This window comes from Pseudohaemophilus parahaemolyticus (assembly GCF_938021905.1).
Classification (GTDB): Bacteria; Pseudomonadota; Gammaproteobacteria; order Enterobacterales; family Pasteurellaceae; genus Haemophilus_A; species Haemophilus_A parahaemolyticus_B.
In genome coordinates, this window is sequence record NZ_CALIFA010000087.1 from 46,370 (window position 1) to 61,898 (window position 15,529).

The 15,529-nt window shown below is 40.4% G+C and carries 15 protein-coding genes; 4 read left to right on the forward strand and 11 right to left on the reverse strand.

All coding sequences use genetic code 11. The features are described from left to right. Positions 1-40 precede the first annotated feature (40 nt). From selD to yfbV, 6 genes are all read right to left on the reverse strand, one after another. The gene (selD, locus tag QMF79_RS10235; protein ID WP_281773784.1) at positions 41-1,081 is read right to left on the reverse strand and encodes a selenide, water dikinase SelD; all 1,041 of its coding nucleotides are present in this window, start codon (positions 1,079-1,081) and stop codon (positions 41-43) included. Positions 1,082-1,191: 110 nt separating this feature from the next. Beyond that, complete coding sequence (locus QMF79_RS10240) at positions 1,192-2,406, reverse strand: aromatic amino acid transport family protein (RefSeq protein ID WP_281773785.1); 1,215 nt, start codon at positions 2,404-2,406, stop codon at positions 1,192-1,194. Between the two features lie 172 nt (positions 2,407-2,578). Next, a complete protein-coding gene (gene rdgC, locus QMF79_RS10245) occupies positions 2,579-3,484 on the reverse strand; it encodes a recombination-associated protein RdgC (protein WP_281773786.1) in 906 nt (301 codons plus the stop codon). Between the two features lie 22 nt (positions 3,485-3,506). Further along, positions 3,507-5,459, reverse strand: coding sequence for a site-specific recombinase (locus QMF79_RS10250; protein WP_281773787.1), 1,953 nt, complete (start codon positions 5,457-5,459; stop codon positions 3,507-3,509). 1 nt (position 5,460) lies between these two features. Further along, the gene (gene mutT, locus QMF79_RS10255) at positions 5,461-5,865 is read right to left on the reverse strand and encodes an 8-oxo-dGTP diphosphatase MutT (RefSeq protein WP_040217361.1); all 405 of its coding nucleotides are present in this window, start codon (positions 5,863-5,865) and stop codon (positions 5,461-5,463) included. A 131-nt stretch (positions 5,866-5,996) separates the two neighbouring features. Then, positions 5,997-6,440 carry a terminus macrodomain insulation protein YfbV gene (yfbV, locus tag QMF79_RS10260; RefSeq protein WP_281773788.1) on the reverse strand — a complete coding sequence of 148 codons (444 nt, stop codon included), beginning with the start codon at positions 6,438-6,440 and terminating at the stop codon, positions 5,997-5,999. A 124-nt stretch (positions 6,441-6,564) separates the two neighbouring features. Here yfbV and QMF79_RS10265 point away from each other — a divergent pair, with 124 nt between their 5' ends. The 4 genes from QMF79_RS10265 to QMF79_RS10280 are packed head-to-tail and all read left to right on the forward strand — an operon-like array spanning position 6,565 to position 8,609. Beyond that, positions 6,565-7,275 carry a hypothetical protein gene (locus QMF79_RS10265; protein ID WP_281773789.1) on the forward strand — a complete coding sequence of 237 codons (711 nt, stop codon included), beginning with the start codon at positions 6,565-6,567 and terminating at the stop codon, positions 7,273-7,275. A gap of 9 nt (positions 7,276-7,284) precedes the next feature. Further along, positions 7,285-7,830 carry a septation protein A gene (locus QMF79_RS10270; RefSeq protein ID WP_281773808.1) on the forward strand — a complete coding sequence of 182 codons (546 nt, stop codon included), beginning with the start codon at positions 7,285-7,287 and terminating at the stop codon, positions 7,828-7,830. Between the two features lie 3 nt (positions 7,831-7,833). Continuing rightward, complete coding sequence (gene yciA, locus QMF79_RS10275; RefSeq protein ID WP_281773790.1) at positions 7,834-8,301, forward strand: acyl-CoA thioester hydrolase YciA; 468 nt, start codon at positions 7,834-7,836, stop codon at positions 8,299-8,301. Positions 8,302-8,327: 26 nt separating this feature from the next. Next, positions 8,328-8,609, forward strand: coding sequence for a YciI family protein (locus tag QMF79_RS10280; RefSeq protein ID WP_281773791.1), 282 nt, complete (start codon positions 8,328-8,330; stop codon positions 8,607-8,609). A gap of 121 nt (positions 8,610-8,730) precedes the next feature. Here the strand turns inward: QMF79_RS10280 and QMF79_RS10285 are convergent, their stop codons facing one another. From QMF79_RS10285 to QMF79_RS10305, 5 genes are all read right to left on the reverse strand, one after another. Beyond that, positions 8,731-10,578: an ABC transporter ATP-binding protein gene (locus tag QMF79_RS10285; protein WP_281773792.1), complete on the reverse strand. Its 1,848-nt coding sequence runs from the start codon at positions 10,576-10,578 to the stop codon at positions 8,731-8,733. A gap of 77 nt (positions 10,579-10,655) precedes the next feature. Further along, positions 10,656-11,165 carry an S-ribosylhomocysteine lyase gene (gene luxS, locus QMF79_RS10290; protein WP_111312628.1) on the reverse strand — a complete coding sequence of 170 codons (510 nt, stop codon included), beginning with the start codon at positions 11,163-11,165 and terminating at the stop codon, positions 10,656-10,658. A 25-nt stretch (positions 11,166-11,190) separates the two neighbouring features. Further along, complete coding sequence (locus QMF79_RS10295; RefSeq protein ID WP_281773793.1) at positions 11,191-13,860, reverse strand: PqiB family protein; 2,670 nt, start codon at positions 13,858-13,860, stop codon at positions 11,191-11,193. Positions 13,861-13,877: 17 nt separating this feature from the next. Beyond that, positions 13,878-14,834 carry a lauroyl-Kdo(2)-lipid IV(A) myristoyltransferase gene (gene lpxM, locus QMF79_RS10300; RefSeq protein WP_281773794.1) on the reverse strand — a complete coding sequence of 319 codons (957 nt, stop codon included), beginning with the start codon at positions 14,832-14,834 and terminating at the stop codon, positions 13,878-13,880. Then, complete coding sequence (locus QMF79_RS10305; protein ID WP_040217377.1) at positions 14,834-15,526, reverse strand: electron transport complex subunit E; 693 nt, start codon at positions 15,524-15,526, stop codon at positions 14,834-14,836. The genes lpxM and QMF79_RS10305 overlap by 1 nt, the downstream gene beginning before the upstream one ends. Positions 15,527-15,529 lie beyond the last annotated feature (3 nt).

A 15,529-nucleotide genomic window follows, 5' to 3' on the forward strand; every position in this document is an offset into this window, starting at 1 on the left:
GACTGCTTAAGCAGTCTTATTTTTTATCTATTATATTGCTTTAATGAATTTCGATTAATGGTCTATTTTCATCCATTTCTAACAAACGCCCCACTCGGAACAGTGGTACATTCATTGCATTTGCAATTTGTTGGATTTTTTCTACCGCTTGCGACTCAACAGCAACCAATAAACCGCCAGAAGTTTGCGGATCGCATAAAATGGCTTTCTGCTCGTCCGTCAATGTTGAAATCAAATGCCCGTAGCTTTCGAAGTTGCGGTTTGTTCCACCTGGTACTGAGCCTTGTGCAATATAATCTCGCACGCCATCAAGCGTTGGAATATCCGCAAAATCGACTTCCGCTCGCAAATTTGAGCCTTCGCACACTTCTTTTAAATGCCCTAACAAGCCAAAACCTGTGACATCAGTCATCGCTTTCACTTCATCCAATTTGGAGAATTCTGCACCAATCAAGTTCATTTGACACATCGCATCTCGTGCTAAATATTGATGCTCAGGCTTCAAAATTCCCCGTTTTTCTGCGGTTGTCAAAATACCGATACCAAGTGGTTTGGTTAAGAAGAGTTGACAACCTGCGGTTGCCGAAGCGTTGCGTTTCACTTTTTCGGTTGGAATAACTCCCGTTACCGCCAAGCCAAAAATTGGCTCTGGTGCATCGATGGAGTGTCCGCCAGCCAAAGCAATGCCCGCTGTGGCACAAGCGGCACGACCACCTTCTACGATTTGTTGAGCGACTTCCGCGGGGAGTTTATTGATCGGGAAGCCTAAAATCGCAATCGCCATAATCGGCTTACCTCCCATCGCAAAAATATCGCTAATTGCATTGGTTGCTGCAATTCGCCCAAAATCAAATGGGTCATCGACAATCGGCATAAAGAAATCGGTGGTACTGATAATGCCCACGCCATTACCAATATCGTAAACCGCTGCATCATCTGCAGTTTCGTTGCCGACTAATAAATTTGGGTCGATAAATTTTTCGAGTTCGCTATGTAAAATTGTCCCTAATACCTTAGGCGAAATTTTACAGCCTCACCCCGCACCGTGACTAAATTGTGTTAAACGTACTTGTTCAGTCATCTCGCCTCCTTGTCTATAACATCATTGAGAATATTTTACCAGAAGTGATACAAGCGGTCGATTTTGTCAAAAATATTACAAAATGAACCGCTTGATAATCTAATCTCTGATTAACCGACTACTTGAGGCAATAAACCTTGTTGGATTAAAAATGGTACAATCACGATAAATACACCTATCACTAATGCGATAATCAATGAGGCTTTGCCACCTTTTACGCGATATGCTAGGTTTGCATTTTGGCTACGTAAACGCCATACCATCGCAATTGGTAACACAACAGCGTAGAACGCAAACATCTGCCCTGCATATCCTAATGCACTAATAAAACCTTGCGGGTAGAAAAATGCAAATAACATAGGTGGTAAGAAAGTCAGCAAGCCTAAACTTTTACGCCCTGCACTGATATTTACACGTTTGAGCAAATCTTCTAAGGCTTCAAATAAACCTAATGCAACGCCTAAGAATGAAGTGATTAAAGCTAGTGCTGAGAAAAGACGAACGACAATACCAACAATTGAGCTACCTGTAATATGGTGGGCAGCTTCTGCCAAGCCATTTAAGGTTGGATCACGTTCTAAAATTTCCATAAATTCCGTTTGACTTAAAACACCGTGTGTCGCTAATTGCCATAAAATATAAGCGATAAGCGGAATTGCTGTACCGACCACAATCGAGATTCGTAATGCTTTTACATTACCATCAAGGTATTTATTTAGGCTTGGGATGGAGCCGTGGAAACCAAATGAGGTAAAGAAAATCGGCATTGCAGAAATCAATAGGGCATTATTGATTGGCATTGCTAATAAATGATCTACGGTCACTTTCGGCAATAATAGCCCTAATACTAAGATAAATGCCAGGATTTTAGTTGCAAAAATGAGGCGATTTACGGCATCCACACTAGTTGTACCTACTACAATAAAACTACCGAATACCACAGTGAAAATCACGCCCGCAATTTTAGTGGTAGTTTCTGCATCAACAATGGTTGGCAACAATCCGCCTAAAATTGAACTACCGCCTGAAACATAAGCGGATAAAATCGCGTAAAGGAAGATGATCAATACCGCAGTGGAAACCACGCGCCCAAATGTGCCGTAATATTTTTCTGCCAATGTGCCCAAGCCAGCATCACTGTCAACAGTTTGATACGCTTCTACAAATAGCAATGCAGTAAAGCAGAGTAGAAGCCATAAAGAGACGAGAAGAACCACGGTAAAACCAAAGCCAATGCCCGCTGAAGTTAAAGGCATTGCCAACATTCCAGCTCCGATTGTCGTTCCTGCGACAATCAACGTGCTTCCGAGTGTTTTATTTTTCATACAATCACCTGTCAATAAAAATGAACGGTTTGATTGTAGCGAAAAATAGAGATTTTTCTACTCTTTTTTGCAAAAAAGTAAAAATATCTTTGCTTAGTAAACTTTTGTTTACAAAAATAAACCCCTTAAAGGAAATTTAAGGGGCTTACATGCTAAATCCATTAACACTTTGTTAAATCCGCTCTTTAATGCCACCAAATTCGGCAATGATTTTTTGGGTAAAGAGCTTCAATTCTTCGGTCATCAACAAGAAATCAGCATCAAAACGCTGAGCAATATCTTCTTTTAAAATATCATCATTTTTCTCACGAATTTCATCGGCAAATTTAAGGCGAGAAAGCACGACTTCTTCATTCAATACACAAGAAAAATGATTTTCCCAGTCGATTGCAATTTTGGTTACAAATTTACCCGCTTGTAAGTGTGACGTTATCTCATCGCTTTCCAACATCTGATTTTTACAACGAATCACACTACCACTTTCAAAGGATTTTAACTCTGCTTCCTCTAACAGGTTTAACCACGCAGGTGTATAACTTTTCGCTACCCAATCGGTCATCACTTCATAAGGCGGAATTGCAAAGGAAATCGGCACAACAGGGAGCGAGCCTAGCGTTTTACGCAATAATGCAAGCGTATCTTCCGCTCGTTTGCTTGAACCCGCATCCACATAAACCAACTGTGCGTCTAAATCCAACCAAATAGTGGTGAACTGATGTTTGCTAAACGCACGAGGTAACAATACAGAAACGACCTGATCTTTCACTGCCTGTTTCTCTGTTTTTTTGAGTTTACGAGCTTCTTTTTCTTCCAATTCGGCAATACGTTTTTCAACTTCTTGCTTCACTACATTTGCTGGCAACAGTTTGTTTTCCTGATGTGAAATCAGCAAAAATTGCTTACCTTGTGAGAAGAACAGTTGATCAGAACTAGCAAGCGGTTTGCTCCAACCAAATTTACTCATATCGTGAACTTCACAAGGTGTAAAGCGATTTTCAGTTAATCGCTCATTAAGCGTTTGCTCATCTAGCGTTAGCTCGCTAGTGAGACGATAAATCATCACATTTTTAAACCACATAAATTATCCTTAAATTTCTGCATCATACTGGCAAAAGCAAACTCAGCGGTTTTTGTTTAAGAATTTGCCATATGCATTTGGCAATATTTTTCCAGCTATCTACCGTCGCACCTAGTGAGCGAAGTGCCAATGAAAGTGTGAGCGAGAAACTGACCGCCAGATTAACCACGCCAATCAATAAAACAAAACAGAGACTTTGCCAGAAAATCACCCAGCCTAAATTCCCACTCATTACTGCATAACCAATATTTGCTGAAGAGAAGGCAATGTGGCGAATATCAAGCGGGAGATTGAGCAAATAGCCTACGACGCCTGTTAAGCCGAGCAACATACCGAAAGCCAAATTACCTATAATCGAACCATAGTTGTTATGCATATAATTGGCAAAAATCAACCGCTTGTGTTCGCCCATTATTTTTACAAGGAGTGGGTGATGCTGCAATCGCATTCGCAAGTTGAGATAATTACAACGGTTATCCACATAACCTGAAATCAAACCTGCACAGAAGAGCCAAATGCCCGCAATTGCAGCGAACCAAAGTGTGCCACCGAGCGGATCGATGCTGTGCAGTTGATAAGCAATTTGTTCCTGATCAAGCAATGGCTTACCTTCAAAATGTTGGTAACCATAAGCCACGAGTGAAGCAATCCCAACCGCCACCGCCACATTCCCGATAACTGCAATACTTTGCGAGCGGAATACATCAATCAGCAATTGAGCAAGCTTCATATTTACCGCTCGCCCTTGAGGATTTTTCCCAACAAAATCAGCAAATCTTGCCGCCGTCATGGCGGGCTGTTTGGTTGCAACGGTAAAATGCAACATAAAAATCAAGGTAAAACCAATACCGTAATTCAGCCCTTCGGCAATACCTTTTAGCATCTTATCTTCAATCACACCGCCCAGGTAAATTTTGAACAATGCCATCAACGCAATCAGTACGCCTCCGCCTGCGGCAGAGTAGAACATCGAAAGATATTCGCTTTTGTTGCGTGTGATATAGTGCTCACCATGGTCACTCGTGTTCTGGGTAATGCTACGCGAAAGCATGCTCACACTCTGCTTCCAAAGCGCGGAGATGCTGTGTTTATTTGCAGAAGCAATGGCTAAATTTCCCGCCAAAAGCAAAATTCGGCGTGGCAAAAATCGATTAGAAGCAAATACGTCCATCAACATCGCAAGGCGCTCAAGCGTCTGCTCCAAGCGTTCAAGCAGATAAGCCACTTCCATTGAAGAGCCCATCGCTGCCCCTTTTTTCTTCAAGCGGTCGATTAATGCCTTACTTTGGGCAAACATCACTTGCAAGTGCCCATCATCAAACAGCTCATTGCGACGGCGTGCTTTAATCCATTGTATCACCTCATTTTGTAATGCAACAAAAGGACTATCTGCCTCAATTAAACTTGGATCTAAACGCATCAGTTCAGGCTGCATATCTTCGGCAGCAATCCAAATCGAAAGCATCTTAATCGCAAATAGGCCTTCCGCCCGCAAATGAGCATCCACACGTTCACGCTCTGCTTCACTCACATAACGATTTAGCAATTTAAAAATACTGCCCCAATAGTGTAATGGCACGCTGTTGAGCCATTCGCCATCGTGTTTATCGTTAAACAAGATGAAAAAAATATCACGAAGATCTTTTACATCTGGCACGGCAGGATTGAATTTTTCATATAAGCGTGAGCGAAATTCGCGTCTAAAACCATCACGGCTTAAAATACCGTTAGAAATCAATAGCGGATAAAGTCGCATACTGCATAACCAACGACAAAGTTGTGATGCCAAATTTTGCGTAAGTGGCTTGTTTTTCTTTAATGTTGTGATTAAAAATTTGAGTTGTAGCTCTCGATTTTCTTCGCAACGAATCCAATGGAAAAAGCCTTTTAGCAACTCAAAAATATTGTCTTCTGCCAGTTTTTGTTCGATAAATTGGATAAGTTGTTGTTCGGATAAATAGCGTTTTTTCTTCATATTAGAGACCTCTCTCTGCCTTTAACTTCCCTATTAACTTTTCATTCGCAGGAGGGAATTGCCCTTCATCTAATTCAGATTGAGCAATCCAGAAGCCTTCTTGCCCTTCACGTCCGAAAGGTTCCCCGATCCATTCTTCGACTAAGAAAAAATAAAATTCGATAATTTTCGTGGGATATTCAAACTGGAAATGTTCATAAGGGAACGCACTCAATACTTGAATGCCTGCTTCTTCTTCCAGTTCGCGTTTTACAGCTTCTTCTGGCGTTTCATTTGGTTCAATTTTTCCACCAGGAAATTCGAGGGATTGAGCGAAATCTTGCCCTTCAAGGCGTTGAGCTAAATAAATTTGTCCAAATTCATTGCGGATAATGCCTGCAGCAACACGAACAATGGGTTTTGACATAATTACATTCCTTTCTATAAACGTAGAGCGGAGTTTATCTCCGCCCAAATATCATTCAGTTGTCTTAATGGATTAAAATTAATTTTGTGTTTTTACTAAAACATGGCTGCTACGATTTAGTATTCATAAAATTATAACTCATCGAAATATTTATTGCCCCACGTTTTTTCCGCAAGTTGCAATAAATTAGCGAAATCCTGATAGCTCGGAATCGATTGCACAGGACAAGCGGTCAGTTTTATATTTTCATTTGCCAATTTCTGACGTAGCTCTTCATACCAGCCCATCAAATGTAAAGGCAGTGGCGATTTAGACCGTTTGCCGAGAAAATATAAACCTTGATAGGGAATACTTACCGCAAAAAGGGCGGTAATTACCGAATTTGCTAGAATCGATTGGCTTGGATCTTTAAAAAAGTATTGCCACAAAATCGTAAAACAAGCAAAAGAGGGCATCCATTTGCCTGAAAATTTAATAAGCTGAATAAGACGGTAATCAATCATAAACAGGCTCAATTTCTTTTGTTGTGGATAGGTGTTTAAATAGCGTTGTCCTGATTGGAATGTGTCGAGCATAGTTTAAAATCATAAAAAATGGAGATAAAAATAGCCTAAGGCAAAACTTAATGCACTTCAAGCAATCTATTGATATACTTATGAACAATTTTTTACTTTTTATTAACGAAAAACAAGGATTTTTATGCCGATTAATTTTCCACAATTATTACAAGATAGTTGGAATTTTATCCGAAATCGTCGTCAGTTTTCGCTAACGGCTATAGGGCTGTTGCTTGCTATTCAGCTACTAGCAACCTTTGTACTTACTAATCTTATGGCTTCAAATTCGACAGTTTCATTGCTTCCTTCGCTCTTAATTGGTATTGGTAATATTTTTATTTCTGTGCTTTTAGTGCTTAATATTAACGATATTAATGCAGGCATATTCCAATCTTTTTTCCAAAATACTAGCAAAGCCTTGGCAAAACTGCTCCCCGCGATTTCGCTTAATATCATTATGGTGTTGCCTCTTTCTTTCGGTATGTCGTCGATTTTATTTAGTAATATTTCAGGCAGTGGGGCAAGCATTTTTAGTTTACCCCTATCAGCGATTGGAATTTTTGTATTTGTGCGCTTAAATCTCGCTATTTATGTCTTTCTTGTTGAAAATTATCGTGTTGGACAAGCGGTCAAATTTATGTGGCAACTTGCAAAAGGCAAAATGGCAGCCCTTTTTGCTTATACATTATTAGCAAACCTATTACCAATTTTAATTACTACTCTAGTTGGGCGCTTAGGCGATAATGTCGCAATTATGGTGCTATCTTTCGTGATCTCTGCTTTTTTATCACTCTTTACCACCATTTTGGGCTTCCGTTTTTATCAAACCATTCGCCCAAAAACGGTTAATTAAGGATCAATGATGAAACAATTGCTTGAATTTATTCCTCTTATTCTTTTCTTTGTAGTGTACAAATTTTTTGGCACACAAGAAGCTGCGATTACATTGGTAATTGCAACGCTCGTGCAATTGATTGCCCTAAAAATGCTCTATGGCAAAATTGAAAAAATGCAGCTTTTTATGGCTGGCTTTGTCGTTGTTTTCGGTGGGCTAACCGCTTATTTTAACGACGATGCCTTTTTAAAATGGAAAGTCACTCTCTTAAATGGATTATTCGCATTAGTACTGTTAATTAGCCAATTTGTATTGAAAAATCCGATTATCAAACATCTATTGAGTAAAGAAATTTGCTTACCAGAAAACGTGTGGGCAAAACTCAATACGGGGTGGGCAATCTTCTTTATTATTTGTATGCTTCTTAACCTCTATGTAAGCCATTTTATGTCGAATGATGCGTGGTATACCTTCAAAGTCTTCGGCTTAACTGGCTTAAGTCTAGTTGCAACGATTTTAACGGGTGTGGTGGTTTACCCCCATTTACAAGAAAACCAACAGAACAAGGAATAACAAATGAAAAACGAACCTTATACAAAAAATCCTGATGGTAAGCTGATTTTACGCACACTGGCAATGCCATCAGACACCAACGCCAACGGTGATATTTTCGGCGGTTGGATTATGTCGCAAATGGATTTAGGCGGTGCGATTTTAGCCAAAGAATTGGCAAAAGGGCGTGTTGTAACCGTTACTGTCGATAAAATGATTTTCCACCTTCCGATTTCTGTCGGTGATGTCGTTTGTTGTTATGGTACATTAGTACGTTTAGGCCGCACTTCAATGCAAGTAAAAGTGGATGTATTTATCAAACAAGTGTATGAAGGCGCGCGTGAGCGTTTTAAAGTGACAGAAGCGTTATTCACTTATGTGGCAATTGATAAAGAGGGTAAACCTCGCCCAATTCCACGTGAAAATAACCCAGAATTAGACGAAGCATTGGTACTGTTAGAAACAAGCCAAGCCAAAGAAAAAGCAGAATAAACATTTATTAACAGAAGGAAATAACGATGTATTACGTAATTTTTGCCCAAGACAACCCAAATATGTTGGAAAAACGCCTTGAAGTTCGCTCAGCTCATCTTGCTCGTTTAGAGAAATTACAGGCAGAAGGAAGGCTATTAACCGCAGGTCCTAATCCGACAGAAGATGGCTCAAGTGTGACAGGCTCAACTGTAATTGCAGAATTTGATTCGCTGGCAGATGCTCAAGTTTGGGCTTCTGAAGATCCTTATGTAGAAGCTGGCGTTTACGGTGATGTGATTATTAAGCCGTTTAAGAAAGTTTTTTAGAAATAAATAAACAAATTTTAAAGGGAAATGATCAAATATCATTTCCCTTTTATATAAATAAGCATAATGGCTACATAATACTGCTTTTTATGCATAAACTTTTTGTAATAATCATTTAACCCTAATGCACATCATCATCCGCTAAGAAACCACCGCTTTGGTGTGCCCAAAGTTTGGCATAAACCCCACCTTGAGCGAGCAATTCTTCGTGTGAGCCTTGTTCCACGATTTCACCTTTATCTAACACGATTAAACGATCCATTGCCATAATGGTTGATAAGCGGTGAGCAATGGCAACGACGGTTTTACCTTCCATTAAGTTTGTAAGGTTTTCTTGAATTGCTACTTCCACCTCAGAATCTAAAGCACTGGTTGCTTCATCTAATAAGAGAATTGGAGCATCTTTGAGCATCACGCGTGCAATAGCAATCCGCTGTCGTTGTCCGCCTGAAAGTTTCACTCCGCGTTCTCCTACGTGGGCATCAAAACCTGTTCTACCTTTAGCATCTTGAAGATTCGGGATAAACTCGCTTGCTGCTGCTTGTTCAACGGCTTTAAGCATCTCTTCTTCTGTCGCATTTGGTCTGCCATACATCAAATTTTCACGCACAGAACGGTGCAATAATGAAGTATCTTGAGTTACCAAGCCAATTTGTGAACGCAAACTTTCTTGTGTGATGTCGCGAACGTTCTGACCATCAATGGTAATTGAGCCGTTTTGAATATCGTAAAAACGGAGCAATAAGTTCGTCAGTGTTGATTTTCCTGCCCCACTGCGTCCAACTAAACCGACTTTTTCACCTGGTTTAATCGTTAAATCAAATTTTTTAAGTAATGGTTTACGTGGATCGTAAGCAAAATCAACGTGATCAAACTTGATTTCGCCTTTGGTTACCGCAAGCGGTTTAGCATCAATTTTGTCTACCACACTATGTGGTTTCGAGAGCGTTCCCATTCCATCTTGTACCGTGCCAAGATTTTCAAATAAACGAGCGAATTCCCACATAATCCATTGCGATAAACCTTTGATGCGTAATGCTAAAGCAGTTGAAGTTGCTATCGCACCTGCACTCACAAGCTCTTGTGACCAAAGCCACAAGCCAATGCCTGCCGTAGAAACGATTAAACTGATGCTTGTGAAGTTAGTCAATGTTTCAATCACGGTCACCAAACGCATCTGTTTATGCACCGTGACCATAAACTCTTCCATTGACTCTTTTGCATAAGCTGATTCACGATTGCTGTGTGAGAAGAGTTTGACTGTAGCGATGTTGGAATAAGCATCGGTAATTCGTCCTGTCATTAGGCTTCGTGCATCTGACTGTTCTTGGGCGGCAAGAGCAAGTTTCGGTACGAAAATTTTAATAGTTAAACCAAGTGAAATAACCCATAAAATAAAGGGCAAAAACAGCCAACCATCAAACTGCAGCAAGATCACGCTTGAAGTTGCAAGATAAACGGCAACATAAATCAGCATATCTGCACAGGTCATCACCACATCGCGCACAGCAAGGGCTGTTTGCATTACTTTTGCTGATACACGCCCTGCAAATTCGTCTTGATAAAAGCCCATACTTTGTCCGAGCATCAAGCGGTGGAAATTCCAACGCAAACGCATAGGGAAGACACCTTGCAAACTTTGGAAGCGAATACTGCTTGATAAAAAGACAAACAGCACGCCTAAGATTGCAATGCAAAACATGGTGATAATTGAACCGCTTTTCTCTGCCCAAAGTTCAGACGGGCTGAAGCGGTTGATCCAATCGACCAATTCGCCCATAAATTGAAACAGAACCGCCTCAATAATCCCTACGCTTGCCACTAAGATGGTAAGCAAAATCAAGTAAAAGCGCATTCCTTTTGTTGCATCATAAATGAAAGGAAGCAAACCAGCTTTTGGGATTTGAGGCTGTTCGTTTGGATAGATTTCGATTCGATTTTCGAACCAAGTAAATAATTTATTGAACATATTTTTCCTAAAAGATATTAAACAAAACAGCCCCAAAGGGGCTGATTTATGCGTAATCTAACACAAAATTCCTCAATTTAAGGATTCAATAACTTCTCATCTAATGCTAAATCTTCGTTGCGATTTACACCAATGCCTTTTGCTAGCACATTACGTGCAATTTGGTGTGCTTCTTCTAAAGAGTGCTCTTTATATGAACCGCATTGGTATTCGTTTAGCTCTGGAATTTTTGATACATCTGGCACTTTGTTTAACGCATCTTCCATTGAAGCTGTCCATGCTTGTACTACATCTTGCTCACTTGGTGCACCAATTAACGACATATAAAAACCCGTGCGACAGCCCATTGGTGAAATATCAATAATTTCTACGTTTTCGCTATTTAAGTGATCACGCATAAAGCCTGCGAAAAGGTGTTCCATAGTATGAATACCACGCACTGGTAGAATATCAATATTCGGACGGCAGAAGCGTAAGTCAAACACGGTAATGGTATCACCTTTTGGCGTTGTCATGGTTTTTGCCACGCGAACTGCTGGAGCATTCATTCTAGTATGGTCTACTTTAAAGCTATCTAATAAAGGCATAATTCTCTCCTAATAATAAATCTTTCTATTCCGCAATTCCTTGATCCCATTCTGGGGCTTCTTGCGGAATTTTACGTTGTAATAAGAAATGGCGGTTTGGTTTCGCCTGTGGTTGCACTACTCTGCCTGATGGGGTTGAGAATGCGATACCACCGTTTAACAATTGCGACATTGTTCCTGAGTTCATACTTACGCCTTGTAAGCTAATATCCATCGTGTAACCTGAAGCCGCCCAGAATTCGGTGTTATTACGCACCAAATGCTGATATTTATTTTCAATTGCTAAGTGAATAAAGACCCGATCGCCTAGCTCACTTAAGCTCATTTTTTTGACAATACCTACCTGCATTCCGCGATATAAAACGGGTGCTTCAACTTGAATGCCTTGTGCATCGCTGGTTTCCACAATCACAGGAAAACCATTGCTATAAGTGGTGTTAAGGGTATCCGTATCAGCAAGCGTAAATTGCGTTTGCAACTTACCGCTACCCGCCTCTACGCTAATATAGTTTTGCAATGCCGCATCAATGTTTTTCACACCCGAAGTAGAAATTTCAGGCGAGATCACATTAAATTTGCTGCCTGCTTTAGCAAGCAATGGATAATATTGCCCTTCGACATAAGCGGTCGCTTTTATCTGTTTTCTTGCATTTTGCAATTCAAGTTTTTCGACCTTACCTACGGTCAACCCCATATATTTGATGTCCATTCCTTCTGATAGCTTGGAAGCATCTTTAGCAATTAACGTGAGGTAAGTATTACCCGAAAGAGCTTTATCTTTGCTTGCAAAAAGGGTTTTGCTGCCACTTCCCGCTTGATTATCAAAGCCAATCGCCCCTTTAAGCGTTCGCATAATTGGTGCAGCTTGAATATTTACTCCTTTAAGCGACACATCAGCAGAGACAGCAGGTTCAACCCAATAACGGCTTTTATCGCTGATTAAGTGGCGATAAGCAGGCTCAATAAAGAGATCAACCTCAAACTGTTTTTGCGTTGGGCGAACTTTCAGCACCTCTCCCACTTGGAAATCACGGTAAAGCACTACAGAACCTTGGCTTATGCCAGAAAGCTCTTTTGCAGAAAGCGTCAGCGTTGTTCGTTTTTCACTAGATACTACACCAAGCTCAGCGTGATCGGTATCTTTGTAAAGCGGGTATTCACTTTTTGCACCGCCCGTTGGTTTATCAGAAATTAAACGCACCCCGCCTTTCACCCAATCACTTGGCGAGCCTGCTTTAACACGTAAACCATCTAGCCCAATATTGACATCTAAGTTAGAAATCGCCACAAACTTGCTATTTTGTCCAACCAAGTGGCGATATGGTGGATAAATTACCCCTTGAAACTCAACATTATTCAATGTAAGTTTTCGTTTTAAAATTTCACCCACTTGCACATCGTTGTAATAAATGCCCTGTCCTTCATCTACACCATAAGATTCTGACGCTTGGAACGTCAATGCCAGCATATTGGGCAAATGAAGTAAGAAATCTTCCTCTTTTTCAACCGTAAATTGCGTTTTTGCTTCGCCTGAACCACTTAATACATCAAAGTAATCACCTCGGAATAGCTCGCCAATTTTGCTGATTTGCTCTTTATTTAGGCTGAATTTTGGTTCTCTGAGTAAAATTTTCGTATCCGTTTTAAACAGATGCACATAATTGGGATCGATTAACAACACGCCTTTGAGCATTCCTTTTTTCTGCTCAGGCTGTAATTGTTCAAAAATGCTGTCATTCTCAACGGGAATATCTAAATCGGTTAATACGCCCACTTGCACGTTTTTATGGAATACGCCCGTTTCTTGTAGTTTTAACCCTTCATCCATCGGTACTAAAATTTGAATATCGACACCGCGTTTTGCTGATTTATAATCTGGATAAAGTGTATAACGTTGCCCTTGTTCAGCAGGCTCATCATTATCTGGGGAATCAAAAGCAACACCGCCCATCACCATAGAAGCCAAGCTATCCATTGAGAGATCAACCCCCGACATTCCCGCTTTTACGTTCACGCCGCTGATGTTCCAGAAGCGACTATTTTTCTTCACTAAGCCGACATCTTTTTTATTGATTAAAATATCAATCTCGACCTTTTTACGATCTGCACTAAAACGGTAGTCGGCTACTTGTCCTACGGGCGCTTTGCGGAAATAGACTTGTGAGCCTGTTGTCAATGAGCCGAGATCATCCGATACTAACTTAATTAACAATGCACCATCAGTCGCAATTACTACAGGTGGTTCATCTTGAGCAGTAAACTCATCTTCGCTTTTTGCATTTGGATCATCGCTTGGCTTAAGTGTAATGTAATTGCCCGAAACAAGAGTGTCTAACCCTGAAACTCCTGCAAGTGAAGCGGTCGGTTTTACCACCCAAAATTGGGTTCCCTCTTTCAGTACAGAACGTGCTTCTGGGTTAATTTCTGCTTCCACTTCTACACTTTTAAGGTTATCCACAAAATAGACTTTTTTGACCATGCCAATTTGCAAGCCTTGATAACGAATTGCAGTTTTACCCGCTGTAATACCATCCCCTTCGTTAAAACGAATGGTGATCATCTGTCCACGTTCTTGCAGAATTTGAAAAAACAATAAACAGCCAATCGCAAATGCCGCAATTGGCAAAAGCCAGAAAGGGGAAATTCGGCGAGGTTGTCTAATTTTAGCGGGTTGAACTTCTAATTTTTCGCTCATTCAATTTCTCACTCTCTTTATTCTTTTTTATAAATATCTTGCCCATCACGACGCGTTTTTAATAAACGCAAAATCCAGACATATTGTTCTGGCGACTTGGTCACAAAATATTCAATCACTATGTTCATTTCACGAGCGGATTGCTCAGGCGTACCCGAAAATTCCAACGGCGGTAGAATTTCCATTTGATACACGCCTTTCTTCGCTTGATAGGTGGAAAACATTGGGATAACCACCGCATTTGCCACACGAGCCATTTTGTTTAGCCCTGGCAAAGTTGCTTTTTCCGTTGCAAAGAAATCGACATAAACACTTAATTCCTTACCAAAATCTTCATCTGGCAAGAAATAGCCCATATTCCCTTTTTTGACATCTGCTAAAAATGGCTTAATCCCATTTTGACGTGTGTGCATTCGTCCGCCAAAACGCTCACGGGTTGCGTTCCATAGCCAATCGACTAATGCATTTCGGTGTGGATTATACATTGAAACCATTGGCATTCCGTGTGTATGCAGAATAATCCCAGATGCATCAATTGCCCAAGTGTGTGGCACAAGTAGAATAATATTTTTGCCTTCCGCTTTAGCTTGATAAATGTGCTCAAGCCCGATAAATTCACTCCGTTTTTGCAGATGTTTCACCGAACGCACTGCAATTTCGCCAATGCCTAACATTGTTTGAGCTACGGTAATAAACATTTCTTCAATCGTTTTTAACCGCTTGTCTTCACTCCAATTGGGAAAGCAATAACGTAAGTTAATATCTGAACGACGGAATTGTTTGTTGCCTTTCTTTTTCAAATAGCGGTAAGCCACTTTGCCAACAAAAACAGCTAGCTTATCTCGTAATCGATAAGGCACAAACGCTAATATGAGTAACACTAGCACACTGAGCCATATGTTCCAGTACTTTGGTAGTAAAAATTGCCACAAAAATTTATGCGTGTAGCCTTTCTGTTCTGTAATTTCAGTCATTATTTTTTATCAATCAAGTTTTTAATGGCTAACATTACCCCTAAACCTATAAAGGCACCAGGGGGTAAAATGGCTAATAATAAACCAGAATCTAAGTGTAACACATCTAGACGTAATGATTTCGCCCAATCTCCTAATAATAAGTCTAAACCATCAAAAAGTGTACCTTGTCCAAGTAATTCACGCAATGCCCCCAACACAACAAGGCTTAATGTTGCCCCTAAACCCATCGCAAAGCCATCAAAGGCAGATTGTGCCACATTATTTTTTGAGGCGTAAGCCTCAGCTCGTCCGATCACAATACAGTTGGTTACAATCAATGGAATAAAAATCCCTAGTGATTGATAAACCGAATAAGCAAATGCATTCATTAATAATTGCACTGCGGTTACTACGGTGGCGATAATCATCACATAAATCGGAATACGAATATCATTAGGGATCACTTTGCGAAACAGCGAGATCGTAGTATTGGTTGCAATCAATACAAACATTGTTGCTAAGCCAAGCCCTAACGCATTTGTCACGCTGTTTGACACCGCCAAAAGTGGACAAAGCCCAAGCAATTGCACCAAAGCACTATTATTTTTCCAAACGCCATCCATAAATAGCGTTTTCCAGACACTTGGTGTTGGGCTGTTTTCCGTTTCGATTTGAGTGACAGGAATTTGATTTTCAATTTCTGTTGACATAAT